Origin of the sequence: Allobosea lathyri (genome assembly GCF_900108245.1) — a bacterium.
Lineage (GTDB): Bacteria > Pseudomonadota > Alphaproteobacteria > Rhizobiales > Beijerinckiaceae > Allobosea > Allobosea lathyri.
This window is the reverse complement of sequence record NZ_FNUY01000007.1, coordinates 13,285-38,017: the sequence shown is the minus strand read 5'-3', so window position 1 is coordinate 38,017 and position 24,733 is coordinate 13,285. Positions and strand designations below refer to the sequence as shown.

26 protein-coding genes are annotated in these 24,733 nt (G+C 65.4%); 14 read left to right on the top strand and 12 right to left on the bottom strand.

Annotated features, from left to right (window positions below; translation table 11 throughout):
* The first annotated feature begins 80 nt into the window (after positions 1-80).
* From lgt to C4S73_RS16675, 5 genes are all read left to right on the top strand, one after another.
* Entirely contained in the window at positions 81-920 is an 840-nt protein-coding gene (gene lgt, locus C4S73_RS16695; RefSeq protein WP_103873930.1) for a prolipoprotein diacylglyceryl transferase, read from the top strand.
* Complete coding sequence (locus tag C4S73_RS16690; RefSeq protein WP_103873664.1) at positions 917-2,023, top strand: class I SAM-dependent methyltransferase; 1,107 nt, start codon at positions 917-919, stop codon at positions 2,021-2,023. The genes lgt and C4S73_RS16690 overlap by 4 nt, the downstream gene beginning before the upstream one ends.
* Positions 2,024-2,059: 36 nt before the next feature.
* Positions 2,060-2,824 carry a peptidoglycan editing factor PgeF gene (gene pgeF, locus C4S73_RS16685; protein WP_103873663.1) on the top strand — a complete coding sequence of 255 codons (765 nt, stop codon included), beginning with the start codon at positions 2,060-2,062 and terminating at the stop codon, positions 2,822-2,824.
* A 116-nt stretch (positions 2,825-2,940) separates the two neighbouring features.
* Positions 2,941-3,210 carry a hypothetical protein gene (locus C4S73_RS16680; protein ID WP_244595636.1) on the top strand — a complete coding sequence of 90 codons (270 nt, stop codon included), beginning with the start codon at positions 2,941-2,943 and terminating at the stop codon, positions 3,208-3,210.
* A gap of 190 nt (positions 3,211-3,400) precedes the next feature.
* A complete protein-coding gene (locus C4S73_RS16675; protein WP_103873929.1) occupies positions 3,401-4,030 on the top strand; it encodes a 2-hydroxychromene-2-carboxylate isomerase in 630 nt (209 codons plus the stop codon).
* Here the strand turns inward: C4S73_RS16675 and C4S73_RS16670 are convergent, their stop codons facing one another.
* Both C4S73_RS16670 and C4S73_RS16665 read right to left on the bottom strand, forming a co-directional pair.
* On the bottom strand, positions 4,031-4,777 hold the full coding sequence (locus C4S73_RS16670; RefSeq protein ID WP_103873661.1) for an SDR family oxidoreductase: 747 nt from the start codon (positions 4,775-4,777) through the stop codon (positions 4,031-4,033).
* Entirely contained in the window at positions 4,770-5,585 is an 816-nt protein-coding gene (locus C4S73_RS16665) for a glycosyltransferase family 2 protein (protein WP_103873660.1), read from the bottom strand. The genes C4S73_RS16670 and C4S73_RS16665 overlap by 8 nt, the downstream gene beginning before the upstream one ends.
* Before the next feature lie 376 nt (positions 5,586-5,961).
* Here C4S73_RS16665 and C4S73_RS16660 point away from each other — a divergent pair, with 376 nt between their 5' ends.
* Positions 5,962-6,642, top strand: a complete 681-nt coding sequence (locus tag C4S73_RS16660) for an outer membrane protein (RefSeq protein WP_103873659.1) — start codon at positions 5,962-5,964, stop codon at positions 6,640-6,642.
* Between the two features lie 308 nt (positions 6,643-6,950).
* On the opposite strand, the gene C4S73_RS16655 is transcribed toward C4S73_RS16660, so the two are convergent.
* The 4 genes from C4S73_RS16655 to C4S73_RS16640 all read right to left on the bottom strand — a co-directional run bounded on the left by C4S73_RS16655 (position 6,951) and on the right by C4S73_RS16640 (position 9,661).
* Positions 6,951-7,556, bottom strand: coding sequence for a glutathione S-transferase family protein (locus tag C4S73_RS16655; protein WP_103873658.1), 606 nt, complete (start codon positions 7,554-7,556; stop codon positions 6,951-6,953).
* Positions 7,557-7,629: 73 nt separating this feature from the next.
* Positions 7,630-8,481, bottom strand: a complete 852-nt coding sequence (locus C4S73_RS16650) for a 23S rRNA (adenine(2030)-N(6))-methyltransferase RlmJ (protein ID WP_103873657.1) — start codon at positions 8,479-8,481, stop codon at positions 7,630-7,632.
* A 31-nt stretch (positions 8,482-8,512) separates the two neighbouring features.
* Positions 8,513-9,181 carry a ribonuclease T2 family protein gene (locus tag C4S73_RS16645; protein WP_103873656.1) on the bottom strand — a complete coding sequence of 223 codons (669 nt, stop codon included), beginning with the start codon at positions 9,179-9,181 and terminating at the stop codon, positions 8,513-8,515.
* 9 nt (positions 9,182-9,190) lie between these two features.
* The gene (locus C4S73_RS16640; RefSeq protein WP_146071374.1) at positions 9,191-9,661 is read right to left on the bottom strand and encodes a hypothetical protein; all 471 of its coding nucleotides are present in this window, start codon (positions 9,659-9,661) and stop codon (positions 9,191-9,193) included.
* Between the two features lie 257 nt (positions 9,662-9,918).
* On the opposite strand from C4S73_RS16640, the gene C4S73_RS16635 reads away from it, so the two are divergent.
* Positions 9,919-10,551: a pyridoxamine 5'-phosphate oxidase family protein gene (locus C4S73_RS16635; RefSeq protein ID WP_103873654.1), complete on the top strand. Its 633-nt coding sequence runs from the start codon at positions 9,919-9,921 to the stop codon at positions 10,549-10,551.
* 201 nt (positions 10,552-10,752) lie between these two features.
* Here the strand turns inward: C4S73_RS16635 and C4S73_RS16630 are convergent, their stop codons facing one another.
* The gene (locus C4S73_RS16630; RefSeq protein WP_103873653.1) at positions 10,753-11,886 is read right to left on the bottom strand and encodes an iron-containing alcohol dehydrogenase; all 1,134 of its coding nucleotides are present in this window, start codon (positions 11,884-11,886) and stop codon (positions 10,753-10,755) included.
* 43 nt (positions 11,887-11,929) lie between these two features.
* A complete protein-coding gene (locus tag C4S73_RS16625) occupies positions 11,930-12,817 on the bottom strand; it encodes a DMT family transporter (protein WP_244595635.1) in 888 nt (295 codons plus the stop codon).
* Between the two features lie 158 nt (positions 12,818-12,975).
* On the opposite strand from C4S73_RS16625, the gene C4S73_RS16620 reads away from it, so the two are divergent.
* The 3 genes from C4S73_RS16620 to C4S73_RS16610 are packed head-to-tail and all read left to right on the top strand — an operon-like array spanning position 12,976 to position 14,245.
* Positions 12,976-13,296, top strand: coding sequence for a metalloregulator ArsR/SmtB family transcription factor (locus tag C4S73_RS16620; protein ID WP_103873651.1), 321 nt, complete (start codon positions 12,976-12,978; stop codon positions 13,294-13,296).
* The gene (locus C4S73_RS16615; protein WP_103873650.1) at positions 13,296-13,853 is read left to right on the top strand and encodes an SRPBCC family protein; all 558 of its coding nucleotides are present in this window, start codon (positions 13,296-13,298) and stop codon (positions 13,851-13,853) included. Before C4S73_RS16620 ends, C4S73_RS16615 begins: the two co-directional genes overlap by 1 nt.
* On the top strand, positions 13,850-14,245 hold the full coding sequence (locus C4S73_RS16610; RefSeq protein ID WP_103873649.1) for a VOC family protein: 396 nt from the start codon (positions 13,850-13,852) through the stop codon (positions 14,243-14,245). The genes C4S73_RS16615 and C4S73_RS16610 overlap by 4 nt, the downstream gene beginning before the upstream one ends.
* 18 nt (positions 14,246-14,263) lie before the next feature.
* Here the strand turns inward: C4S73_RS16610 and C4S73_RS16605 are convergent, their stop codons facing one another.
* The 4 genes from C4S73_RS16605 to C4S73_RS16590 all read right to left on the bottom strand — a co-directional run bounded on the left by C4S73_RS16605 (position 14,264) and on the right by C4S73_RS16590 (position 17,924).
* Positions 14,264-14,779 carry a winged helix DNA-binding protein gene (locus C4S73_RS16605; RefSeq protein ID WP_103873648.1) on the bottom strand — a complete coding sequence of 172 codons (516 nt, stop codon included), beginning with the start codon at positions 14,777-14,779 and terminating at the stop codon, positions 14,264-14,266.
* A gap of 237 nt (positions 14,780-15,016) precedes the next feature.
* Complete coding sequence (locus C4S73_RS16600; RefSeq protein ID WP_103873647.1) at positions 15,017-16,000, bottom strand: TRAP transporter substrate-binding protein; 984 nt, start codon at positions 15,998-16,000, stop codon at positions 15,017-15,019.
* Between the two features lie 62 nt (positions 16,001-16,062).
* Positions 16,063-17,370 carry a TRAP transporter large permease gene (locus tag C4S73_RS16595; protein ID WP_103873646.1) on the bottom strand — a complete coding sequence of 436 codons (1,308 nt, stop codon included), beginning with the start codon at positions 17,368-17,370 and terminating at the stop codon, positions 16,063-16,065.
* Between the two features lie 5 nt (positions 17,371-17,375).
* Positions 17,376-17,924 (bottom strand): TRAP transporter small permease, encoded by a 549-nt coding sequence (locus C4S73_RS16590; RefSeq protein WP_103873645.1) that lies wholly within the window; start codon positions 17,922-17,924, stop codon positions 17,376-17,378.
* A 430-nt stretch (positions 17,925-18,354) separates the two neighbouring features.
* Here C4S73_RS16590 and C4S73_RS16585 point away from each other — a divergent pair, with 430 nt between their 5' ends.
* The 4 genes from C4S73_RS16585 (at position 18,355) to dapB (ending at position 24,683) form a co-directional block, all read left to right on the top strand.
* On the top strand, positions 18,355-21,954 hold the full coding sequence (locus C4S73_RS16585) for a hydantoinase B/oxoprolinase family protein (protein WP_103873644.1): 3,600 nt from the start codon (positions 18,355-18,357) through the stop codon (positions 21,952-21,954).
* A 193-nt stretch (positions 21,955-22,147) separates the two neighbouring features.
* Positions 22,148-22,843, top strand: coding sequence for an SDR family oxidoreductase (locus tag C4S73_RS16580; protein ID WP_103873643.1), 696 nt, complete (start codon positions 22,148-22,150; stop codon positions 22,841-22,843).
* Positions 22,844-22,948: 105 nt separating this feature from the next.
* Positions 22,949-23,623, top strand: a complete 675-nt coding sequence (locus C4S73_RS16575) for an RraA family protein (protein ID WP_103873642.1) — start codon at positions 22,949-22,951, stop codon at positions 23,621-23,623.
* Positions 23,624-23,879: 256 nt separating this feature from the next.
* On the top strand, positions 23,880-24,683 hold the full coding sequence (dapB, locus tag C4S73_RS16570) for a 4-hydroxy-tetrahydrodipicolinate reductase (protein WP_342210577.1): 804 nt from the start codon (positions 23,880-23,882) through the stop codon (positions 24,681-24,683).
* The last annotated feature ends 50 nt before the right edge of the window (positions 24,684-24,733 follow it).

Here is a 24,733-nt window from a genome sequence, read left to right as displayed (position 1 = left end):
GATCCCGGATCGGCGCCGCTTCGCGGCTTGTCCGGGATGACGCGCGGAGGGGGGTCGCCTTCCTGCCGGACGCCATGCTCATGCCCACCTTCGTCCTTGCCTTTCCGGTGATCGACCCGGTTGCGCTGCAACTCGGCCCACTCTCGATCAAATGGTACGGCCTGGCCTATGTCGTCGGGCTGCTCGGCGGCTGGTGGTATGCGCGCCGGCTGGTCTCGAATGACAGTCTCTGGGGCGGCCGGGCGCGTCCGAAGGCCGAAGAGCTGGACGACATGCTCCTGTTCGTCACCTTCGGGGTCGTGCTGGGCGGGCGCCTCGGCTTCGTGCTGTTCTACGATCTCGAACGCTATCTGGCTCGGCCGCAGGACATTTTCGCGATCTGGCAGGGTGGCATGTCCTTCCATGGCGGGCTGATCGGCGCGGCGACGGGGCTTTGGCTGTTTGCGCGCCGACGCGGCTATCCGGCGCTGAGCGTGTTCGATCTCAATGCGGCGGTTGTGCCGATCGGCCTGTTTCTCGGTCGCATCGCCAATTTCATCAATGCCGAGCTCTGGGGCAGGCCGGCGCCGGACGTGTCATGGGCGATGGTGTTCCCCAATGCCGGGCCGCTGCCGCGCCATCCGAGCCAGCTCTACGAGGCTTTCGCCGAGGGCCTGCTGCTGTTCGTCCTGCTGACGATCGTCGTGCGGCTGGGCGGCTTCAAGAAGCCCGGCCTCGTCGCCGGGGTATTCGGCATGGGCTATGGCGTCGCGCGCATCGTCTGCGAGTTTTTCCGCGAGCCCGATCCGCAGCTGGGCTTCCTGTTCGGGCGGAGCGTCAACGCGCTGAGCGGCGGCATCACCATGGGCATGCTGCTCTCGCTGCCCCTATTCTTCGCCGGGCTGTTCCTCGTGCTGCGTTCGCGTCGGGCGGTGGCGTGAGCGGGCTGAAGGCCGAGCTCGTCCGCCTGATCCAGGACGAGGGGCCGCTCAGTATCTCCCGCTATATGGGCCTGTGCCTCGGCCATCCCCGCCATGGCTACTACATGACGCGCGATCCCTTCGGCGCGCAGGGGGATTTCACCACGGCGCCCGAGATCAGCCAGATGTTCGGCGAGATGGTCGGGCTCTGGGCGGCCTCGGTCTGGCAGGCGATGGGCGCGCCTGCGGCCTTGCGATTGATCGAACTTGGTCCGGGGCGAGGCACGCTGATGGCGGATGTGCTGCGCGCGGCGAAGGTGGTTCCAGGTTTCCCGGCCGCGCTTTCCGTACATCTCGTCGAAACCAGCCCGGTCTTGCGCGAGGTGCAATCCAGAACCCTTGCCGGCAAGGCCGAGCCGGTCTGGCATGACACGATCGCCAGCGCGCTTGACGGGCCCGCGATCGTCCTCGCCAGCGAATTCCTCGACGCGCTGCCGCTCGACCAGTTCGTGATGACGCCGCAGGGCTGGCGCGAGCGGCTGGTCGGGCTCGATGATCGCGGCGAATTGGCTTTCGGCTTGTCAGCCTCGGATGCAGGCCTCGCGCTCGACGCGCCCGAGGGCGCTCTGTTCGAGCAGCCGGCGATGGCGCTCGATATCGTCGCCGGCATCGCGCGGCACCTTGCCGAATTCGGCGGGGCCGGGCTTTTCATCGATTACGGTTCTGTCCGGTCGGGTTTCGGCGATACGCTGCAGGCGATGAAGAGCCACAGCTTCACATCGCCGCTCGCCGAACCCGGCGAAGCAGACGTGACTGTTCACGTCGATTTCGCCCGTGTCGGCCAGATGGCGCTGCGGTCGGGCGCGGCGACCCACGGCCCGGCTACCCAGCGTGATTTCCTGCTGAGACTGGGGCTGGCCGAACGCGCGCAGGCGCTGTCGCTAAAGGCTGATCCCGAACAGGCGGCTGCGATCGCGGCCGCTTTCGACCGGCTGATCGCGCAGGAAAAAGACGAGGCCGGCGCCCCCGGCATGGGCGATTTGTTCAAGGTTCTGGCGATATCTCATCCCCGCCTGCCGCCGCTGCCCGGATTTAACCTTCATCGGCTGCCAGAGCAGGTCTGACGACAGCGGTGGAATGCCGCGAAACTGGACGGGCCCATGTTCATCACCTCTCCCGATCTCGCTGCCGAGCCCGGCATCCGCCACGCCTTCTTCACGCGCGAGGGCGGTGTATCGACCGGGATCTATGCGTCGCTCAATGGCGGGCTGGGTTCGTCCGATTCGCCTCAGGCGATCGTCGAGAACCGGGCGCGCATGGCAGGTCATCTCGATGTCCGACCCGAGAACCTCGTCAGTCTCTACCAGGTGCATTCCGCCGATGTGGAGGTCGTCAACGGCCCCTGGCAGGGCGACAAGCCTAAGGCCGATGCCATGGTCAGCGTGGCGCCCGGCGTCGCGCTTGGCGTGTCCAGTGCCGATTGCGGGCCGATCCTGTTCGCCGATTCCGAGGCGCGGGTCATCGGCGCCGCCCATTCCGGCTGGAAGGGCGCCTTCACCGGCGTCGTCGCCTCGACTGTGACCGCGATGGAGAAGCTTGGCGCGCGGCGCGAGCGGATCGTCGCCGTGCTCGGCCCCACCATCAGCGCCAGCGCCTATGAGGTCGGGCCCGAGTTCATCGAGCGCTTCAAGGCATCGAATCCGACCTATTCGCGCTTTTTCGCAGGCTCCGAGCGCCCCGCCCATGCGATGTTCGACCTGCCGGCGTTCATTGCCCTGCGGGCGCAGGAGGCCGGAATCGGCCGCTTCGTCGATCTCGGCCTGTGCACCTATGGCGATGAGCAGCGCTTCTTCAGCTATCGCCGCACGACGCATCGGGGTGAGCCGGACTATGGCCGGCTGATCTCGGCGATCACGCTGGCCTGATCTGCAAAAGGCGAGCGCCCGCCCGGTTTCCAGCGGGAGTTGCATCGGCACGCAGGCGGAGTCATCGTCCCAAGGCCACATGACGTGGTTTTGGGGGTAGCATGGAACAGATTTTGATGAATCTCGTTGCCGGCGCGATTGGCGGCAATGCGGCGGGCAAGGCCTCTCCAACCTTCGATCTCGGGACATTGGGTAACACGATCTCCGGCCTCGTCGGCGGCGGTGTTCTGGGCCAGCTCATTCCGCTCGTGCTGCCTGCGCTGGCGACGGCGGTGCAGGGCGGCGGCTTCAGCGTCGGAAGCATTCTCACGAATCTGATCGCCGGCGGCGCCGGCGGCGCCATCCTGACGGCCATCATCGGCGCGGTGAAGAACAAGGCCGCTTGAGCACATCGCGGCTTCAACCGCCTGACTGGGAGGCGCGACCGGCATCCGCCCGGCCGCGTTTCCGGCCATACCGCGCACTGCGGCAGCATGCGCGCCTGATGTCATCGGCATGCGGCCAGATGGCGTGGCGTGGTCCGGTCGACTGCGCTATCCCTCGCCGATGCTCTCGAAGGCTATGCAAAGGTCCGACATGCCGCGCCAGATCGACTACTTCTTCACCCTGATGTCGCCCTGGACCTATCTTGGTCATACGTCCTTCGTGGCGATGGCGCGGCGTCATGGCTGCAAGCTGGTCTATCGGCCGACGCCGTTGCGCATGGTCTTCGATGAGACCGGCGGCCTGCCGCTGCCCAAGCGCCATCCGGTGCGCCAGCGTTATCGGATTCTCGAAATGCAGCGCTGGCGCGAGAAGCGCGGCCTGCCGCTGGTGCTGTATCCCAAGCACTTCCCCTTCGACGTCGCGCTGGCAGACCGTGTCGTGATCGCCATCACCGAGGCGGGAGGCGATCCGTCGGCCTTCGTCGGCGATGTGCTGGCCGGCATCTGGGCGCGCGACGAGGATCTGTCGCAGCCCGAGCTGATCGGCAAGATCGCGGAAGCCGCCGGGTTCGACGGCGGGGAGTTGCTCGCTGCCGCGAGGAGCGAGGCGATCCTCGAGCACTATGCCGCCACGATCAATGTGGCGGTCGAGGCCGGCGTCTTCGGCGCGCCGAGCTATGTGCTGGATGGCGAGGTGTTCTGGGGGCAGGACCGGCTCGAACTGCTCGACGATGCGTTGACGACCGGGCGCGCGCCCTATCGCGACGACGCGCCGGCCTGATCAGTCGACGATATCGGGCGTGCGCCAGCCGAGATGCTGGCCTGCATCGACCGCGATCATCTGGCCGGTGACGGAGCGCGCCTGCGCGAGATAGAGCACGGCTTCGGCGATCTCGGTCGCATCGACCTTGTGCTGCAGCAGCGTGGCAGCTGCCTCCTGCTCCATCCGCGCCGCGCCGTCGCGCGCATTCGGCAGGGTCGGCCCGGGACCAACCGCATTGACGCGAATCCGCGGCGCCAGCGCCTGGGCCATGGTCTGCGTCGCGGTCAGCAGCGCGGCCTTGGTCAGCGTGTACGAATAATATTGCGGGGTCAGTTTCCAGACGCGCTGGTCGATGATGTTGACGATCGCGCCATCGCGTCCTTCGGGCAGGCGGTTCGCCATGGCGCCCGCCAGAACCGACGGTGCGCGCAGATTGACCGAGAACTGGCGGTTCCAGCTGGGTATGTCGAGCGTGCGCACATCGTCGGCGACGAAGATCGAGGCGCTATTGACGAGCAAGGTGACCGGCCCCAGCGCCGCTTCCGCCGCCGGGACTATCAGGTCGACCTCGGCGGGATCGGCCAGATCACCGGCGATCACGGCGGCACGCGCGCCGCGCTGCCGCAATTCGGCCGCGAGCGCCTCGGCCTCTTCGCGCGCGCCGCCATAATGGATCGCGACTGCATAGCCGGCGTCCGCCAGCCGCTCGACGATGGCGCGGCCGATGCGCCGCGAGCCCCCCGTCACCAGCGCAACCTCAGACATCGCGCGATTCCCGATTCGCCGGTGGCAGGGCGGCTTTCGGCGGCGAGCGGCGCTGCAACCGTCGCTCCCAGTGTTTGGCGACGCGCAGGTAGCGGTAGAACGCATAGTTCATCGCGGTCATGAAGCCGTAGACGCCGCGCAGGCCGTGCCGGCGGCCGAAATAGGCCTTGATGAAGTTCGCCGGGAATTCGACGACGAGCCGGAAGGCCGAGACTGTCACGCCGCGCTGGTCGAGGTCGTCGGCCTGCGCGTCGCTATAGGCGTTGAGCTTTTCCATCTGCTCGCCCAGCGAGCGAACCGAATAATGGTGCACCGTACCCTTGAGGCGGCCGATTCGGGCATCTGGATCGAGATCGACCCGGTCATGAACCGGGGAGGGCGAATAGCGGCCCTTGGCCTTGCGATAGAGTCGCACGGGCGCGAGCGCGTAGGCGAAGCGATGCGGCGCCTGCTCGCCGGGGAAGATTTCGGCGATTCTCAGCTTATAGGCGTCCGCTCCTGGTCCGTTGCCTTCGAAAAGCGCGGCTATCTCGGCAGCGAGGTCGGAGGGCAGGACTTCGTCGGCGTCGAGATTGAGCATCCAGTCGTGGCGGCAGAGGTCTTCCGCGAACCGCTTCTGCGGGCCGTAGCCCGGCCAGGCATTGAAGACGACTCGGGCGCCCAGCTGCTCGGCAACGGCTTGCGTTCCATCGGTCGAACCGGAGTCCACGACGATGATATCGTCGCTCAAACCACGCGCGGCCATGATCGTCCGCCCTATGCGATCGGCCTCATCGCGCGCGATTATGAAAATCGAGATAGGTGGCATTCGTCACGTCTCGTTTCGCTTCAAACATAATGGCTTATGCATGCGTGGCGTGGTTCGGCAAGGCGGGAGAAGAATTCGATCGATCGCAATGGAACCCTACGGGAGTAGTCGCGTTAGTGAGGCGGCACGCTGGGGGGAGGTCAGGGGTAGTCTCGGTATTATTAGTATTCGATTTACCATTCAGCGTGCTTTAACGTTCGTTAATCCGTCTTTACTCTTTGGCCTGGGTTATCGCATTCGTGCCGCATTTCTGCCGCGGTCTGCAAGGCAGTTGTGCTTCTGGCGCAACAGACAAAGCTGGGTAATGCTCTTATACAGGGTCTATCGAAATCACCGCCGGGCTCGACCGGCATGAGCGACGTCTAAGGAGTCTATTATGAAGAAGTATCTGCTTTCGAGCGTCGCGGCACTTGGCCTCGTCGCTGCCGGCGCCGCCTCTGCCGCTGATCTGCCGTCCCGCAAGGGCCCGGTCGTTGCCCCGATCTACGCTCCGATCTTCACCTGGACCGGCTTCTACGTCGGTGCCAACGCCGGTTACGCCTGGGGTCAGATCGACTCCACCAACCTCGGCGTCATCCCGCAGTTCAAGGATCCCGACGGCTTCGTCGGCGGTGGCCAGATCGGCTACAACTACCAGATCGGCCAGTGGGTCGTCGGCCTCGAGGCTGACTTCCAGGGCGCCGACCTGAAGGCCACCACCGGAGCCCTGAACGGCTTCAGCGCTTCGAACGAGCTGAACTGGTTCGGCACCGTTCGTGGCCGCGTCGGCTACGCTTTCGACCGGTTCCTGCCCTACGTCACCGGCGGTTTCGCTTATGGCCAGGTCAAGAACAAGATCACTGCCCCGACCTTCGTGTTCAGCGACGACAACGTTCAGTACGGCTGGACGCTCGGTGCTGGCCTGGAGTACGCCTTCACCAACAACCTGTCGGCCAAGGTCGAATACCTCTACGTCGATCTCGACAAGGAGTCGGTCAACGTTCCCGGCGGCACCTTCACGGGCAAGGTCGAGACCAAGTTCTCGGTCGTCCGCGCTGGCCTGAACTACAAGTTCTAGTCTTTTCCCCTCACGGGGTTGGACATGACCCGGTGGCTTCGGCCACCGGGTTTTTTGTTGCCTGCAATCCCGTCATTGGTTTGGCACGAAAAATCCAGAGGTCTTGCGGACCCCTGGATTTGTAGCTGCGCGAACGATGATGCCGGTGGCTTGAAGGGCTGATACCAGCGGCTTTAATGTCGATCGGTGCGTCGCTATTGCGTCATTGCGAGCGCAGCGAAGCAATCCAGAGCGGCAGCGCTCGACGACCCCTGGATTGCTTCGCTGCGCTCGCAATGACGACAGGGGAGCCTCAAAGCCCGTTGGTATCAGCCCTTGAAGCGCGTCGTCTCGAAAGCCGGGACCTTGGCGGCGAAGGCGTCGAGCCAGGCGACGAGCCGGGGGTGAGTCGTCCGCCAGCTGCCTTCGAAGCGCAGGTCGAGATAGCCGAGCGCGCAGGCGAGTGCGATCTCGCCGACCCGCGGCTTGTCCGGATAGGTCGGCGGTGCGGCCTCCAATGCGGCGAGCGCGCGCGAAACCTTGCCGGCCTGATGCGCGACCCAGTCGGCATTGCGTCCTTCTACCGGCCGGAAGCGGGTCTCATAGACCTGCAGCAACGCAGCGTCGCAAAGGCCATCCGCGAGAGCCTGCAGGCGCAACTGGGCAAAGCGGGCTTCGCCGGCCGGAATGAGGCGGCTCTCGCCGGCGAGATGGTCGAGATAGTCGACGATCACGCGCGAATCGAACAGCGTCGTGCCGTCTTCCAGCACCAGTGTCGGGATCTTGCCGAGCGGATTCTGCTGGCGCAGGGGCTCAGCGGGATCGTTAGTGTCGGTGGCGGCGATTTCGATGCGGTCGATCAGGCCGAGTTCGAGCGCTGCGATCTTGACCTTGCGGCCGAAAGGAGAGGCGGGAGACGAGCGCAATACGAGCATCGGGAGGTCCTTTTAGGCCATGGGCAGTTTGAACATCGGGGATGTGGGATTTGTGCGGAAGAATCGCCGTCCGTCAGCCGTCCGGGCGAATCGGCTCGCATAGGTAGCGTGGGCTCGGCCCCTGGGCGAGACGCTCGGTGAGGGCCGGCAGCAGAATGCGGGCCTCATCCGTCAGCAGCCAGGGCGGATTGATCACAAGCATGCCCGTGGCAGTCAGTCCGCCGGCGGCTTCGGGACGATCGACGTCGATCTCCAGCCGCAGGAGGCGGCCAATTCCCGCCGCGAGAATCGCCGTGATCAGATTCTCGACGGCACGCCGGTCCTTGATCGGATACCAGAGCGCATAGATCCCGGTCGGCCATTTGCGGTGGGCGGCGATGAGCTCCGTCTCCAATGTCGCGAACTCGTCCTTCTCCTCGAAGGGCGGGTCGATCAGCACGACCCCGCGCCGCTCTTTTGGGGGCACATTGCCGCGAAGCGCGTTCCAGCCATCGATCGCGAGGGCCTTGCAGCGTGGATCACGGCCGATGACCTGAACCAGCTTCTTGTGAGTCTGGGGGTGGAGTTCGGCGGCGATCAGCCTGTCGTCGGCACGCATCGCGAATTGGCAAAGCCAGGGAGAGCCGGGATAGGTGTCGGCCCCGTGAAGCGCGCGGGCGCCGGCCAGGCCGTCGCGCCACGGCTTCAGCAGCGCCTCGACCGCTGGCGACAGCGGCGACCGGTCGATCCGGGCCACGCCATCCTTCCATTCATGGGTGCGCAGCGCCTCTTCGGAGCCGAGATCGTAGCGACCGGCCCCCGCATGCGTGTCGACGACCCGGTAAGGCGTCTCCTTGGCGCCGAGATGGCTGAGGATGCGCATGAGGATGACATGCTTGAGCACGTCGGCGAAGTTTCCGGCATGGAAGCCGTGGCGATAATTCATGACACGCTCTTACGTGTCTTTGACGCGCCTGTCAGCGTGGAGCCGTGACCGTGATTTCGCGCGATCGGCAGCCGGAGCGATCGACCTCCTGGCAGGTGCGGAAGCCGCGCAGGTCCTTGCTGAGGCAGATGCGGACCTCCTGAAGCACGCCGCGCTTGCAGGCGACCGACATCATATCGGTGCGCAATCCGGGATTCGCGTCGACAAAAGCGCGTTCGAGGTCGATCGCGGTCCAGTTCTGATCGCGATCCGCCTTTGCGAGCGAAGGCGGGATCACGATCTTCTCGCGGGCGCGCCGGACGTCGTCGAAATAGTCGCTCGGGCTCGATCCGGAGCAGGTGCCGTGCTTGCGCCATTCATAGCGGGCGAGGCTCTCGGTCGGAAACAGGCCCTGCGCCTTCTCCATAGCGATTCGCGAGGGCGTGCGACCGGCCGGACCGCAATCGCTGGGGTAGCCGCGCTCGTTCTGGGGCCAGAGCCCGTGGACGACGAAGCGCAGGCCCGCGCCTTCGGAGCATTGCTCGCTATTGCGCGGGCGGTCGCCATCGAGCTCGCAGAAGCCGGGCGACCAGGACAGCGCGAGAACGTAGAAGTCGAAATCGCCCGGCGAGCCGCCACGCTGATAGCGCCCTTGCGCCTGCGCTCCGCCGAAGAGCAGGCCGAGAAGCACAAGCGACAGGCAAGCGCGCAAGAGCGCCATCAGGCGGTTTTACCGCTCGGGGCCGGGGCGGGCCATCTGGCAGTCGGGCGCATAGCTGCGGTGGCGGTCGAGCCCGCTGACGCACCAGTTGACGTTCCAGGTCAGGCCGAAGAGCCCGAGATTCTCGCGCACCGAATAGTCGACGCGGTGCAGCGTGCCGTCGTTCAGCTGGACGCGGCCGGTGCAGAAACGGCGCGGAATGAAATCATCGCCCCATGGCCGGTAGCCGATCGGCCGGATGCGGTCATAGCTGACAGCCTGGAGCGGCCCCCAGAACTTGCTTTCGCGCGAGTTGAACCAGCTGGTGATCTCACCGAGCACGGCTGGGTCTTCGCAGGCTGGCAGGTTGCCATACATCGGGATGATGCGCTCCTCGGCCCGGTCGGGCGGAGCGACATAGCGGCCACTGGCGGCCAGGGCGGAGAAGCCGGCCAGGCAGGCGACCGAGAGAAGGGCGGTTCGCAGCAATGTGCGGCGCATCGGATCAAGCCTCATAAAGGAGGGCGAATATGGCGAGCACGATGGCGGGCGGCGGAGTGGGGGTCAAGACGATTGAGCCCGCCGCATGCATCCTGCAGCGTTCTGTTGCATTTCGATCCGAGGATTTGCGGCGCGGAGGGCGCATCGGCCATGCTTTCGTGCCTTGTGGTGTGGCCGGCCGGGACTGGCATTGTCCGGCTCGATTGGCGAGACTGGCGCAAATGCCGGAAACCGGCAGAGCTCGATGGGAGCCTGACATGACCACATTCGACGATCCCGTGGCCCATATCGATGACCCTGACGAGCTGCGCGCCCATATAGGCGCGGTCAATCCTCTGGCCGAGCGCAAGGTCCTGCCGGCACTCGACCAGTTCTGTCGCGACTTCATCGCGCTCTCGCCCTTCCTTGTGCTCGCCAGCGTGGACAGGGCCGGAGCCGCAGATGCGAGCCCGCGCGGCGATGCCCCGGGCTTCGTGCGGGTGCTCGACGACAAGACGCTGCTGATTCCCGACAGGCGGGGCAACAACCGGGTCGACACCTTCGGCAATATCATCTCTGCGCCGAGCGTCGGGCTGATCTTCATGGTGCCCGGCATCAACGAGACCCTGCGGGTCAACGGCAGGGCCCGCGTGACGCGCGATCCGGCGCTGCTCGAGCCGTCGATCGTGCAGGAGCGGGTGCCGACGATCGGTCTGCTCGTTTCAGTCGACGAAGTGTTCTTCCACTGCGGGAAGGCCTTGATTCGCTCGAAGCTGTGGGATCCTTCGACGCAGGTCGAGCGCAACCGCTTCCCGACGCTGGGCCGGATCGTCGCGGAGCAGACCAAGGCGATCGGCGTCGCCGAGGCCGAAGCCAATCTGGAAGAGGCCTATCGCAGCCGGCTGTATTGAGTGGCGAGCTGTTGCCGCCGAGTGCGCCAAGGTGAGTACGCAATCTGGCTCGGACCCGCGCGCCGTCATCCCGGACAAGCGGCTTTAGCCGCGCAGATCCGGGATCCATCATGAGGCTCGACGGCGCTCTACGATGGATCCCGGATCTCCGCTCCGCTGCGTCCGGGATGACGGCGTGTTTCAGAGCATGACTGTCCGGACCTAGCCGAAGGAGGCTTCCAGCATCGCCGCATAATCTGCGGCGGTGGCGGCGCGCGGATTGGTGGCGCTGGAGTGGTCCTTCACGGCGGCCTCCGCGATCGCGGGAATGACGCTGCGCGGCACGCCCATGGCCGACAGGCTCTGCGGCATGCCGAGGCGGCCCGTCAATTCGGCGAGCCAGATCGCGAGGTCGGTATCGGGCGCGAGGCCGAGCGTGCGCCGGATCTCGGCGTATTTCGCCTGGGCATCGGGCGCATTGAAGCGCAAAATGGCCGGCAGCAGCACGGCATTCAGCGTGCCGTGATGGAGCGAAACCTCCTTCAGCCCGCCCAGTGGATGCGACAAAGCGTGTACGGCGCCCAGGCCCTTCTGGAAGGTCATGCCGCCCTGCAGCGCGGCCATCATCATTTCCTTGCGCGCCTCGCGGTCCGAACCGTCCTTCACCGCGCGCTCGATATGGGCGACGGCACGCTTCAGGCCGTCGAGTGCGATCGCCTCGGCGGGCGGGTTTTCGCGTGGGCTGAGATAGGTCTCGATGCAATGGGTCACGGCGTCCATGCCGGTCGCGGCAGTGAGCCAGGCCGGCAGGCCAAGCGTCAGCTCGGGGTCGCAGATCGCCAGCCGCGGGATCAGATGCGGCGAGATGAAGCCGAGCTTGCGGCCGTCCGTGAGGGTGATGAGTGCCGCGCGACCGACCTCGCTGCCGGTGCCCGATGTGGTGGGGATGGCGATCACCGGCGCGACGCTGGCCGTGATCCTGGGGATGCCGCCGAGGATCGCGGCGTAGCTTTCCAGCGCGCCGTCATGGGTTGCGAGCAAGGCGACGCCCTTGGCGAGATCGATCGGCGAGCCGCCGCCGATGGCGACGAGCCCGTCGCAGCCATGCTGGCGATAGAGCGCCAGCGCCGCCAGAACCGCTTCCTCGGTGGGGTTGGTCGGCGTGTCCTCGAAGACCGGCGCGGAGGCCAGCGCTGCCGCCTGCTTCTGGACGGTGCCGACTATGCCGGCCGCGACGATGCCCTTGTCGGCGATGATCAGCGGCCTGGTCACGCCGATTGCGGTGAGGTCGGCCCCGATGCCGGCGATCTCGCCGAAACCGAACTTGACGGTGGTGAGGTAGGTGATCAGGGCCATGGCGGGTTCTCGTTTCGCGGGGAGTGGAGCTTCGCGCAGCGCGCTACGGAAGATCAAGCGGCTCTGGCGGCGCGCCTGACCTGCGTTCCAATATGAGCAGGGCGATGCCGGCTGCGATGATCAGTGCGGCTCCGACCAGCATCGTCGTGGTCGGCCAGTCGCCGAAGATGAGCCAGCCGAACAGCAGCGCCCAGACGATCAGAGTGTATTGATAGGGCACGACAACGGAGGCCTCGGCCAGCTTCAGCGACCGCGTCACGCAGAGATGCGCGACCATGGCGATGATGCCGAGCAGGCCGAGCAGCGCGGTGTCGGCGAGGCTTGGCGTCACCCAGCCGAAGGGCAGCAGGACGAGCCCCATGATCAGCGCGCCGAGCGTCTGCCAGGCGACGAGGGTGACGTCCGGCGTGCCGCGCAGCTGCCGCCCGGCGATCATCATCGCCGCGAAGAGGAAGCTGCCGAGTAGGGCAACCAGCGCCGGCATCGACAGGCTGGCGCTGCTTGGATTGAGCGCGATCGCAACGCCGATAAATCCGGCGGCAACTGCAAGCCAGCGCGCGAAATCGACCTTCTCGCCAAGCAGGAGTGCCGCCAGGATCACCGCCCAGACCGGGGCGGCGAGCCAGATCGTCATGGTGTCGGCGAGCGGCAGATAGGATACCGCCAGATAGAACAGGGCGACCTCGCCGGAGCCGAAGGCGACGCGCAGCGCCTGCAGCCAGGGCCGTTCGGGCTTCAGCGTCCGATGCAGGCCCTGCTTGAAGACGAAGGGTACCAGCACGACCAAGGCGGCAGTGCTGCGCAGGAGCAGCAGCTGGCCGACCGTGTAGGTCGCGACCAGCCATTTGCCCATCACGTCGTTGATCGAGAACAGCAGGATGCCGAACAGCATCATCAGGATGCCGGCGAGGGCGTTATTGCGTGAAGGCATGGCTGGCGTGGCGGTATCCGGAACGGTTCGCTGCTTTCGCGCATGCCTCATCCTGAGGCAAGTGCCGCAGGGCGCGGCACCGCCCGCGCTGGACGCAGTCGAGGTTGGGACTTTATTTCTGGATTGACTTAATTAAGCTAACGGCGAATTATTGGGGCATGGACCGTTTCATTGCCCTTGCCGATCCCACGCGCCGCCGCATCGTCGAGATGCTCGGCGAGGCCCCGCTTGGTGCCGGCGAGATCACCGCGCGGTTCAGCATCAGCGCTCCCGCAATCTCCCAGCATCTCAAGGTGCTGAAGGAAGCCGGGCTGGTCAGCGTGGAGGTGAGGGGGCAGCGGCGGATCTACCGGCTCGATCCTGCCGGGCTCGATGCGTTCGACGCCTGGGTGCGCAAGGTCCGGGGCTTCTGGGGCGCTCGGCTCGATGGGCTGGAACAGGAACTGGAAAAACCCGTTTCGGGTGAGGGAGAGGCGTGATGAGCGAGTATGGCGTGGTCCTGGAAAGCGGTGCGGTCCGGTTTGAACGGCTGGTGCAGGGGCCGATCGAGCGGGTCTGGGCCTATCTCACTGAATCCGACAAGCGCAGCACCTGGCTGGCCGGCGGCGAGTTCGACCTGAGAGTCGGCGGCGAGACGAAGATGTTGTTCAAGCATTCCAACATCACCGACGAGGCCCCGCCTGAGGCTTATCGCGAGATGAACGAGAACGGTTTCCTGAGCGTCGGCACGATCACCCGCTACGAGCCGCCGCATGTGCTCGGCTTAACCTGGGATGATGGCGGCAATCCGCCTTCGGAGGTTACTTTCGAGCTGACGCCAAAGGATGGAAAGGTGTTGCTCGTCCTGACCCATCGCAAACTCGCCGACACAAAGGCGATGCAGAGCGTTTCCGGTGGCTGGCACGTTCATCTCGGCATTCTCGAGGATATTCTGGCCGGGCAGCCGCGGCGTGCCTTCTGGGCCAATCATGCGAAGCTGGATGCCGAATACGCGGCGCGTTATGCAACGTCGGACGCGACGGACGGTGAGCCATGACGATCAGCGCTGCGACGTTTCTGATGTTTGAGGGCCGGGCCGAGGAGGCGCTCGCCTTCTATGTCTCTGTCGTGCCGGGCAGCGAAATCCTCTCGATCAACCGTTATGGGGCTGGCGGGCCGGGGCCCGAAGGCTCGGTCATACTGGCTACTGCTACGATCGCCGGCATGCCGGTGATGGCCAGCGACAGCTTCGTGAAGCATGATTTCAGCTTCACGCCGTCGGTTTCGTTCTTTCTGACCTGTTCGGACGAGGCGGAGATCGAGGAGCTTGCAACAGCGCTGGGCGATGGCGGCCAGTTCCTGATGCCGCTTTCGAACTATGGTTTCAGCCGCCGTTTCGGCTGGCTGAACGATCGCTTCGGAGTGTCGTGGCAGCTCAATCTGCCCTGAGCGGCGCGCGCCGGTGATTCACAGGCTCGCTGCTGCTCGCGCCGCCTGATCATACTGCCCCGAAAGCGAGCGCATCGTGGCGGCGATCTCGGATAGGCGTGCCGGCTCCATGCCGGTCGCGAGCACCGACTTGACCAGAAGCTGTTCGCGGATTTGCGCGTAACGCTTGCAGGCATCCTCGCCGGCCGGCGTGACCGCGACGGTCTTCTCCTTGCCCTTGCGACCGCCCTTCAGGAGCTTCAGCCGTTCGAGCTTCTTGAGCGAGTAGTTCACGACATGGGTGTCCTCGATATTGAGGACGAGGCAGATATCGGCGAGGCGCTTGGGCTTTGCCCGGTGATTGACGTTGTGCAGCACGAGCACGTCGAGCGGCGACAGATCGGGCACGCCGGCGGCGGCCATGCAGCGCACCATCCAGCGATGAAAGGCATGCACGGTCATGCTGAGCGCGAATTCAAACTCCGACGCGGCCGGCATCGCGCCCGAGGCGAGGTGGCCGGAGGAGACGATCGGGCCGAGGTCGTCAATGGACATGGAGGGAATGGGCACGATTTACACCGAAAAGGCGCGGGGAACCCCTCTCCTGTAAGGAGAGGGGCAGGGGTGAGGTGTAGGTCCTTGGACCATTTGGGTTTTTGGACCACGTGGGTTCTTGGGGCGGGGCCGGTGAGGTCTCAGCCGAAGTGTCAAAGCGGCCGACACCTCACCCTGCCCTCTCCTTACAGGAGAGGGTTCCCCGCGCCTTTACGTCGAGACCGGGTATTCTACTCGTCACATTTTCTTATAGGCGTCGACGACGGCCTGGCCGTCCGCGCCGGCCTTCTTCAGCCAGTCGGCGGTGAGCGTCTCGCCGGCCTTCTTGAAGCCTGCCGCCAGGGCCGGCGTGGGCGCCTGCACCTTCATGCCCTTTGATTTGAGCTCGTTCAGATACCAGTTGGTCTTGTCCTCCCAGGCCTTCCAGCCGCGCGCCTCGGCTGCGGCGGACGCCTTGAGGATTGCCTCCTGCGTCGGCTTGTCGAGCGCGTCAAAAGCCGCCTTGTTGACGAAGGTCGCATTCTTGGGGATCCAGGCCTGGACGTCGTAGAAATTGGTCAGCGACTCCCAGACCTTGCTGTCATAGCCGGTGCCGCCCGAGGACATGAAGGAGTTGACCACACCGGTCGCCAGGGCCTGCGGCAGTTCGGCGGCCTGGATCGTGACCGACTGCATGCCGAGCAACTCGCCCAGACGCGTCGTGCCGACATTGTATGAGCGCCATTTCAGGCCCTTCATGTCCTCGATCGTGTTGATCTCCTTCTTGGTATAGACGCCCTGGGGCGCCCAGGGGACCATGAACAGGAGCTTGACGCCCTGGCTGTCGAGCTTCTTCTCGACGGCGGCCTTCGAGGCTTTGTAGAGCTTCATCGAGTCGGCGAAGCTGGTCGCCAGGAACGGCACCACGTCGATGCCGAAGATCGGGTCCTCGTTCTCATGGACCGACATCAGCACTTCGCCCATCTGCGCTTGGCCCGTCTGGACGGCGCGCTTGATCTCCGGCGCCTTGAACAGCGAGGCGTTGGCATGGACCGTGATCGCCAGCTTGCCGCCGGTCGCGGCCTCGACATCCTTCGCGAAGGCGACGAGGTTCTCGCTGTGGGGATTGTCGGCCGGATAGGCGGCGGGCAGGTTCCACTTGGCCTGTGCCGCGGCGCCGGTTGCGCCCAGCGCCAGCGTGCCGGCGGCGACGCCGATCGCGAGCAGGCTGCGGATCGTCATTCTTTTTGTAAAGCTCTGGCAGGTCATCGAGTTTTCTCCGTTCCCTTGTTGTTGATGCGGCATCATTTCGGAAAGGCGAGTTCGGGTAAATACATCACGATCTGCGGGAAGATCGTGATGATCGCCACGGCGGCGACCAGCAGAAAGAAGAACGGCAGGGCGGCAAGCGCGACGGTATTGGAGTCCTTGCCCGACATGGTCTGCAGGACGAAGAGGTTGAAACCCACCGGCGGCGACACCTCGGCCATCTCGACGATCAGCACGAGGAAGATGCCGAACCAGACCAGGTCGAAGCCGGCCGTCTTGATCATCGGAATCACGATCGCGGTCGTCAGCACGATCATCGAGATGCCGTCGAGCGCCGTGCCGAGCACGATGTACATCACGGTGAGCGCTGCGATCAGCGCATAGGGCGACAGGTGCAGGCTATCGACCCATTCGGCCAGCGCCAGCGGAATGCCGGTATAGGCCATCGAGGTCGACATGAAGGAGGCGCCGGCCAGGATCAGCATGATCATGCAGGTGATCCGGGTGGTGCCCATCACGCTCTGCCAGAAGGCGTCCCGGGTCAGTGTGCCCGACCACCAGGCGATGCCGAACGAGCCGAGGACGCCCCAAGCCGCGCATTCGGTCGCGGTCGCCCAGCCCAGCAGCAAGGAAAGGAAGACCAGCGCGATCAGCAGCATGCAGGGAATGAGCTGGGTCGATTCCCGCAGCTTTTCGCGGAACGGCATCGACGGCTCGCGCGGCGGCGCTTTCGACGGGTTCAGCAGGTGCCAGATGGCGATATAGCCGGAATACAGCACCATCACGAGCAGGCCGGGCAGGAAGCCGGCGAGGAAGATCTGGATGATCGAGACGTTGGCGGCGACCGCATAGACCACCATGGTGATCGAAGGCGGGATCAGGATACCGAGCGTCCCGGCACCGGCAAGCGAGCCGAGCGCGAGCTTCTCGTCATAGCCGCGCTTCTTCAGCTCGGGCAGGGCGATCTTGGCGACGGTGGCGCAGGTCGCGGCCGAGGAGCCCGAGACGGAGCCGAAAATGCCGCAGGCGAGCACATTGACATGCATCAGCCGGCCGGGAAGCCAGTTCAGCCAGGGCGCGAGGCCCCTGAACATCTCCTCCGAGAGCTTGGTCCGGTAGAGGATTTCGCCCATCCAGATGAAGAGCGGCAGCGCGGCAAGCGTCCAGGAGGCGCTGTTGCCCCAGATCGTCGTCGCCAGCACGGAACCGGCCGGAATGCCGCCGCCGACGAACTGCATGGCGACCCAGCCGCAGGCCATCAGCGAAATGGCGATCCAGACGCCGCCGGCGAGAAAAACCGTCAGCAGGAGCAGCAGAAGGCCGGAAATCTCGATCATCGCCATGTCGCTCAGACTCCGCTCGCCATGGCGCGTTCGACGATTTCCTCGTCCGATTGCGCTGGCGGCTTTTCGTAGCGGGGTTCGAGGCCGCGCAGGACGACATGGACGAACTCGTCGACGAAGGCGATGAACAGGATCACCAGCCCGCCGGAATAGCCGAGCTGCGGGATCCACATCGGCATCGCCACGACGCCGCCGGCGACATCGTTGAAGGCGTAGGACTGCCAGGTCATGATGACCGCGTGCCAGGCGAAGAAGCCGACGAAGCCGAGGCCGAGCACCAGCGAGAAGGTCTCGAAGACCCAGCGCGTGCGGCCCTTGAACCGGTCGATCAGCAGGCCGACGCGGATCATGTCGCCTGACTTGAAGGTGTGGGCGAGGCCCAGAAACGCCATCGCGGCCATGCACCAGGAGGTGAAATCATCGCCGGCCGGAATGTTGAAGCCGATCTCGCGGCCGAGCGACAGCGCCATCATCAGGACGAAGATCGCGATGAGGAACATCCCGGCGGCATAGCCGGAGAAGAGATAAAGCGCGTCGAGCGAGCGGCGGATCATGGCCGGGCTCCCGACATGAACGGTTCGCTTCCCTCAACCCGCGCCGTCATCCCGGGCGACCGAAGGGAGACCCGGGATCCATTCCGGAGCGCCTGCCGGTAAAGTTCGGGAATGGGTCCCGGGTCTGCGCTACGCTTCGCCCGGGATGACGGCGCTTTTTTCGCGAATGTCCAAGCCGCTGAAAGCATGGACTCCTCAAGGTGAGGGCTGTGTTCTGAGTAGCTGCCGCCACGCCGCATCTGCCCGATTGCCAGAACCGCATCCGTCATCGCATCCTCCCTATTCAAGCCAGCCTGGCCCCTCAGCCATGTTCCAGCCACAATCAGGATCGTAGCCGGCGAATCCGCCTTGTCAACAAGTCATCGACGATTTATCGATGAAACGTCAGATAGCTTCTGCCCGCAGGCCGGAGCCAAGGGGAGCACTCGCTATGACGACGGGGCGTTGGGACTTCTGGATCGATCGTGGCGGCACTTTCACCGACGTGATCGGCCGCGATCTCACAGGCAAGCTTCACGCCAGGAAGCTGCTGTCCGAGAATCCGGGCGCCTATCGCGACGCTGCCGTGCAAGGCATCCGCGACCATCTCGGCCTGAAGGCCGGCGAGGCGATCCCCGCCGGGCTGGTCGGCGAGGTCCGCATGGGCACGACTGTCGCGACCAATGCGCTGCTGGAGCGCAAGGGCGACCGCACGCTGCTGGTCACGACCAAGGGGTTCAGGGACGCGCTGCGCATCGGCTACCAGGCGCGGCCCGATATTTTCGCCAAGGAGATCATCAAGCCCGAGCAGCTCTATGACGATGTCGTGGAGATCGACGAGCGCGTGCTGGCCGATGGCGAGGTCGAGCGCGTTCCCGACGAGGCGGCGATCCGCAGCGCGCTGCAAGCCCAGTTCGATGCCGGTTTCCGCGCCGTCGCCATCGTCTTCATGCATGCCTATCGCTATCCCGCGCATGAGCAGGTTGCAGCCCGCATCGCCCGCGAGATCGGTTTTCCGCAGGTTTCCGTCAGCCATGAGGTCTCGCCGCTGATCAAGCTGGTCGGACGTGGCGATACCGCCGTGGTCGATGCCTATCTCTCGCCGATCCTCGGCCGCTATGTCGCGCAGGTCTCCGAAGAACTCGACATCGCCCGCACCGGCGCGCGGCTGATGTTCATGATGTCCTCGGGCGGTCTCACCGCAGCCGAACTCTTTCAGGGCAAGGATGCCATTCTCTCAGGCCCCGCCGGCGGCGTCGTCGGCCTTGCCGAAACCGGGCGCTCGGCCGGCTTCGCTGAGGTTATCGGCTTCGACATGGGCGGGACCTCGACCGACGTCGCCCATTTCGACGGCGAATATGAGCGCGCCTTCGAGACCGAGGTCGCGGGCGTGCGGATGCGCGCGCCGATGATGCTGATCCATACGGTTGCGGCCGGCGGCGGCTCGGTCCTGCATTATGACGGCGCGCGTTTCCGCGTCGGGCCGGATTCAGCCGGCGCCAATCCAGGCCCCGCCGCCTACCGCCGCGGCGGCCCGCTTGCCGTGACCGACGCGAACGTCATGGTCGGCAAGCTGATCCCGGGCTATTTCCCGTCGATCTTCGGCGAAAGCCATGACCAGCCGCTCGATGTCGAGATGGTCAAGGCGAAGTTCGCGACGCTCGCGGCCGAGGTCGGCGACGGGCGCTCGGCCGAGGAGGTCGCCGACGGCTTCATCCAGATCGCGGTCGCCAACATGGCCGAGGCGATCAAGAAGATCTCGGTCCAGCGCGGCTATGACATCACCCGCTATGCGCTGAATTCCTTTGGCGGTGCGGGCGGGCAGCATGCCTGTCTCGTAGCCGACGCGCTGGGCATCAAGACGGTGCTGCTGCATCCCTTCTCCGGCCTGCTTTCGGCCTATGGCATGGGGCTCGCCGAAATCCGCTCGACGCGGACGGCCGCGCTCGATGTGCCGCTCGATGGCGAGGCGAAGGCGGCGATCGCTGCGGTTTCCGACAGGCTTGCGGCCGAGACGCGCACTGAGCTGACCGGGCAGGGCGTGCCCGACGATGTGATCGCGATCCATGTCAGGGCTCATATCCGCTATGCCGGCACCGACACGGCCATCGCGATCGCGGCGGGAACGCGGGACGAGATGAGGCAGGCCTTCCAGCTCGCTCATAAGGCGCGTTTCGGCTTCATGGACGAGACCAAGGCGCTCGTCGTTGAGGCGGTCGAGGTCGAGGCCGTCGGCGGCGGAGCCAAGTTCGAGGAGGCCTCGGCGCCCGAGACCGCAGGCGAGCCGGTTGCTGCCGAGCGCACGCGGCTGTTCTCCCGGGGGCAGTGGCATGAGGCCGCGATCGTGCGGCGCGAGGCGATCAGCCCCGGCCAGAGCGTGGCGGGGCCCGCTATCATCATCGAGCCGAATCAGACCGTGGTGGTCGAGGAGGGCTGGAGCGCCCGTCTGACGCCCAAGGATCACCTCGTGCTGGTGCGGGCCAAGGCGCTCGTCCAGAACGCGGCGATCGGCACCAAGGCCGATCCCGTCATGCTCGAGATCTTCAACAACCTGTTCATGTCGATCGCCGAGCAGATGGGCGTGACGCTGCAGAACACCGCCTATTCCGTGAACATCAAGGAGCGGCTGGATTTCTCCTGCGCCGTGTTTGACACCACTGCATCACTGGTCGCCAACGCCCCGCATATGCCGGTGCATCTGGGATCGATGGACAAGTCGGTCGAGACCGTCATCAAGAACAATCCGGTGATCAAGCCGGGCGACGTGTATTGCCTGAACGCGCCCTATAATGGCGGCACGCATCTGCCCGACATCACCGTCTGCACGCCGGTCTTCGACGACGAAGACAAGGACATTCTGTTCTGGGTCGCGAGCCGCGGCCATCATGCCGATGTCGGCGGCGTCGCGCCCGGCTCGATGTCGCCGCTGGCGACGCATATCGAGGAGGAAGGCGTCTATATCGACAATTTCAAGATCGTCGATCAGGGCCGTTTCTGCGAGGAGGACCTCGTCAAGCTGCTGACCGGCGCGCGCTACCCGGTTCGCAACGTCGTTCAGAACGTCAACGATCTGAAGGCGCAGATCGCGGCCAATGAGAAGGGCGTGGCTGAACTTCGGAAGATGATCCGCTCCTTCGGGCTCGACGTCGTCCAGGCCTATATGGGCCATGTCCAGGACAATGCGGCCGAGAGCGTCGCGCGGCTCCTGACAAAGCTTCACGATGCCGAATTCACCTATCCGATGGACCAGGGCTGCGCGATCAAGGTCAAGATCACGATCGACCGCGACAAGCGCGAGGCGACCGTCGATTTCACCGGGACCTCGCCGCAGCGCGAGGATAATTTCAACGCGCCGGCTCCGGTGACGCGCGCTGCGGTGCTCTATGTCTTCCGCGTCATGGTCGATGACGCGATCCCGATGAATGCCGGTTGCCTCAGGCCGATCCGGATCATCGTGCCGGAAGGGTCGATGCTGGCGCCGCATTATCCGGCGGCTGTCGTCGCCGGCAATGTCGAGGTCAGCCAGGCCGTCACCAACACCTTGTTCGGCGCGCTGGAGGCGATGTCGGCTTCGCAGGGCACGATGAACAACCTGACCTTCGGCAATGACGAGTACCAGTATTACGAGACGATCTGTTCGGGCTCGCCGGCGGGGCCTGGTTTCAACGGGACGTCGGGCGTGCATGTCCACATGACCAATTCGCGCCTGACCGATCCGGAAATCCTGGAGACGCGCTTCCCCGTCGTGCTGGAGGATTTCCACATCCGCGCCGGCTCTGGTGGGCGCGGCGAATGGAACGCGGGCGACGGCACCAGCCGCACGATCCGGTTCCGCAAGGCGATGGACTGCGCGATCCTCGCCTCGCATCGGAAGGTCCGGCCCTTCGGCATGAAGGGCGGCGAGCCCGGCGAACTCGGCCGCACCCTCGTCAGGCGGCTTTCGGGCGTGGTCGATGAGTTGAAGCCGAGCGACCAGACCTTCCTGGAAGCGGGCGAGGCCGTGACCGTGATCACGCCGACGGCGGGTGGCTATGGCAAGCCGAAAGGCTGAGCCTCTCCGTCATGGTCGGCCTTGTGCCGACCATCCACGTCTTCCAGCGCCGAGCGCTATGACCAAGACGTGGATGCTCGCCACAAGGGCGAGCATGACGGGGTTGCGCTTCCTGCCGCCTCCATGACGGCCGGTGGGGTTGGCAAGAGCAACTGGGCGTACCTAACTGCAGTCTCCAACACGGAGACGCCCCATGCCCCAGACCTGGATGATCACCGGCGCCAATCGCGGCATCGGCCTTGCGCTGACCATCGAACTCGTGCGCAGGGGCGAACATGTCATCGCAGCCGCCCGTGATCCCTGGGGCGGGGCGCTGTCTGAAATCGCCGCCGCCCATGTCGGGGCGGTGACGCCGCTCGAACTCGATGTCACCTCCGATGCGAGCGTCGCGGCGGCCAAGACGGCGCTTGCCGGCCGGCCGATCGACGTTCTCCTCAACAATGCCGGAATCTATGGCTCGCGCGAGCGGCAAAGCGCGTTCGACATGGATTTCGACGGCTGGCGCGAGGTCTTCGAGGTCAATGTCTACGCGCCACTGCGCATCGCGCAGGCCTTCCTGCCGAATGTCGAGGCCAGTACGGGCCGCAAGATCGCGACGATTTCGAGCCGGATGGGCTCGATCGGCGGCAATCCGTCCGGCAACATCGCCTATCGCTCGTCCAAGGCGGCGGTGAACATGGCGATGGTGGCGTTCGGCAATGCGGTGAAGGACAGCGCGATCAGCGTGCTGCTGTTCCATCCCGGCTGGGTCCAGACCGATATGGGCGGCGGCGGGGCCGATATCGCGCCGAGCGAAAGCGCAAGCGGCCTGATCCGCACGATCGATGCGTCCGGCATGGCACAGACCAACAGCTTCCGGACCTGGAAGGGCGAGACGATTCCCTGGTAGCCAGGTTCGCACTGGACCAATCCGGCCCTTCTGACGCAATCTGAGCGTAATGTTGCCCGGACAGTGGCGACGAACGCAGCCTTTCGGTGGCGCAGGGGGAAATCGATGTCGGAACTCGCGGGAACGCTCGATCTGGGTTTGCTGAAGCAGCGGCTGTATTCGGCCGTCCTGTCCGATGTGCTCGACCAGCTCGGAGCGCCCAATCAAGCGTTGAAGCCTTTCGTGCGCCCGCTCGACGATGCCTCGATCCTGTGCGGTTTCGCGCGCACAGGTCTCTACATGAAGCGCTATCACGTTCAGGAGGGGCACAACCCCTACGCGCTGGAGATGGACCTGATTGACAGTCTCAAGCCCGGTGAAATCGCCGTTCTGGGCTGCGACGGACCGACGGATAGGATCGCGCCTTGGGGCGAGCTCCTGACCACGGCCTCGATGGCGCGCGGCGCTGCGGGCTGCCTCACGGACGGGTTGGTGCGGGATGTGCGCCGTATCCGCGAACTCGCATTTCCGCTGTTCCACGGCGGCATCGGCCCGCTCGACACCAAGGGCCGTGCCGAGATGATGGCGATGGACGAGCCGATCGAGGTCGCCGGCGCGCGGGTCGAGCCCGGTGACTTCATCTTCGGGGATGCCGATGGCGTCGTCGTCGTGCCGGCGCGCCTGGCCGAGGAGGCGATAGCGCTGGCGCTCGCCAAGATCGAAGCCGAGGACACCACGCGCGAGGAGTTGCTGGCGGGCGCGAGCTTGCGTTCGGTCTTCGAGCGGCACGGCGTTTTGTAGCCGCGGCTTTCGCAGGCCCCTTCACATCGGGACCCGTTGACCTCGACGAACATCGTTCCCCCGCGCTACAGCATCGGACCGAATATCGTATTCGGTCCGATGCTGTAGCGCTTTGATTCTGCATCGACTTTTCTCGAAAACCGCATTCCACTTTTCGGGCCGATGCTCTAGCTTTGACGCATCCATCCAGTGTAGCGGCCAGGGCGCGCACCGCAACGCGCCGGCCTGCCCATCGTGCCGTCAGGAGCCTTCGATCATGATCCGCATCACACTTGCCGGTTGCACCGGCTGGGTCGGCAAGGCGCTCGTCGCAGCGATCGCCGCCGCGCCGGACCTCGAACTGGTCGCGGGCGTCTCGCGCAAGGCGGCCGGGCGCGATCTCGGCGAGGCGGCGGGCCTGCCCGCCAACGGCTTGCCGGTGTTCGCTGGCCTGGCGGATGCGCTGTTCGTGCCGTCCGATGTGGTGATCGACTATACCAAGCCCGACAGCGTGAAGGCCAATGTGCTCGGCGCGATTGCGGGCTCCCGCCATGTCGTCGTCGGCGCGTCCGGCATGACCGCGGAGGATTATGCCGAGATCGACGCCGCCGCGCGCGAGGCCGGCGTCGGGGTACTCGCCGCCGGCAATTTCTCGATCACCGCCACCCTGTTGCGGCGCTTCGCCCGCGAGGCCGTGCGCTATGTCCCCGATGTCGAGATCATCGACTATGCCTCGCCCTCCAAGCCAGACACGCCGTCGGGCACCGGGCGCGAGCTGGCCGAGACGCTTGCAGCCGAACGCATGGCCGCGACCTCCAAGCCCGTGGCGGAACTCGGCGGCGTGCGCGAGACGCGCGGCGGTGCCATCGGGGCGCCGCATCCGGTGCAGGTGCATTCGCTGCGGATGCCCGGCTTCGTGCTGTCCTGCGAGGCGGTCTTCGGCCTGCCCGACGAGCGGCTGGTGATCCGCCACGATGCCGGCACCTCGGCTGCGCCCTATGTCGGCGGGACCCTGCTGGCAGCGCGACGTGTGGCGGAAAAGGCGGGTCTGAGGCGCGGGCTCGATAGCCTGATGACGTGATGGCGATGACCTTACGTTACGATCTGTATCCGGCTAAGATATTGATTTGT

Coding starts and splice junctions, on each gene's coding strand:
- C4S73_RS16605 (WP_103873648.1), bottom strand. CDS start 14,779: ATGTCCATTGACGACCTCGGCCCGATCGTCTCCTCCGGCCACCTCGCC.
- C4S73_RS16580 (WP_103873643.1), top strand. CDS start 22,148: ATGCCCCAGACCTGGATGATCACCGGCGCCAATCGCGGCATCGGCCTT.
- C4S73_RS16630 (WP_103873653.1), bottom strand. CDS start 11,886: ATGGCCCTGATCACCTACCTCACCACCGTCAAGTTCGGTTTCGGCGAG.
- C4S73_RS16650 (WP_103873657.1), bottom strand. CDS start 8,481: ATGAATTATCGCCACGGCTTCCATGCCGGAAACTTCGCCGACGTGCTC.
- pgeF (WP_103873663.1), top strand. CDS start 2,060: ATGTTCATCACCTCTCCCGATCTCGCTGCCGAGCCCGGCATCCGCCAC.
- C4S73_RS16665 (WP_103873660.1), bottom strand. CDS start 5,585: ATGCCACCTATCTCGATTTTCATAATCGCGCGCGATGAGGCCGATCGC.
- C4S73_RS16595 (WP_103873646.1), bottom strand. CDS start 17,370: ATGGCGATGATCGAGATTTCCGGCCTTCTGCTGCTCCTGCTGACGGTT.
- C4S73_RS16600 (WP_103873647.1), bottom strand. CDS start 16,000: ATGACGATCCGCAGCCTGCTCGCGATCGGCGTCGCCGCCGGCACGCTG.
- C4S73_RS16625 (WP_244595635.1), bottom strand. CDS start 12,817: ATGCCTTCACGCAATAACGCCCTCGCCGGCATCCTGATGATGCTGTTC.
- C4S73_RS16655 (WP_103873658.1), bottom strand. CDS start 7,556: ATGCTCGTATTGCGCTCGTCTCCCGCCTCTCCTTTCGGCCGCAAGGTC.
- C4S73_RS16615 (WP_103873650.1), top strand. CDS start 13,296: ATGAGCGAGTATGGCGTGGTCCTGGAAAGCGGTGCGGTCCGGTTTGAA.
- C4S73_RS16645 (WP_103873656.1), bottom strand. CDS start 9,181: ATGGCGCTCTTGCGCGCTTGCCTGTCGCTTGTGCTTCTCGGCCTGCTC.
- C4S73_RS16680 (WP_244595636.1), top strand. CDS start 2,941: ATGAATCTCGTTGCCGGCGCGATTGGCGGCAATGCGGCGGGCAAGGCC.
- C4S73_RS16635 (WP_103873654.1), top strand. CDS start 9,919: ATGACCACATTCGACGATCCCGTGGCCCATATCGATGACCCTGACGAG.
- C4S73_RS16575 (WP_103873642.1), top strand. CDS start 22,949: ATGTCGGAACTCGCGGGAACGCTCGATCTGGGTTTGCTGAAGCAGCGG.
- C4S73_RS16590 (WP_103873645.1), bottom strand. CDS start 17,924: ATGATCCGCCGCTCGCTCGACGCGCTTTATCTCTTCTCCGGCTATGCC.
- C4S73_RS16660 (WP_103873659.1), top strand. CDS start 5,962: ATGAAGAAGTATCTGCTTTCGAGCGTCGCGGCACTTGGCCTCGTCGCT.
- C4S73_RS16640 (WP_146071374.1), bottom strand. CDS start 9,661: ATGCGCCGCACATTGCTGCGAACCGCCCTTCTCTCGGTCGCCTGCCTG.
- lgt (WP_103873930.1), top strand. CDS start 81: ATGCCCACCTTCGTCCTTGCCTTTCCGGTGATCGACCCGGTTGCGCTG.
- C4S73_RS16675 (WP_103873929.1), top strand. CDS start 3,401: ATGCCGCGCCAGATCGACTACTTCTTCACCCTGATGTCGCCCTGGACC.
- C4S73_RS16610 (WP_103873649.1), top strand. CDS start 13,850: ATGACGATCAGCGCTGCGACGTTTCTGATGTTTGAGGGCCGGGCCGAG.
- dapB (WP_342210577.1), top strand. CDS start 23,880: ATGATCCGCATCACACTTGCCGGTTGCACCGGCTGGGTCGGCAAGGCG.
- C4S73_RS16585 (WP_103873644.1), top strand. CDS start 18,355: ATGACGACGGGGCGTTGGGACTTCTGGATCGATCGTGGCGGCACTTTC.
- C4S73_RS16670 (WP_103873661.1), bottom strand. CDS start 4,777: ATGTCTGAGGTTGCGCTGGTGACGGGGGGCTCGCGGCGCATCGGCCGC.
- C4S73_RS16620 (WP_103873651.1), top strand. CDS start 12,976: ATGGACCGTTTCATTGCCCTTGCCGATCCCACGCGCCGCCGCATCGTC.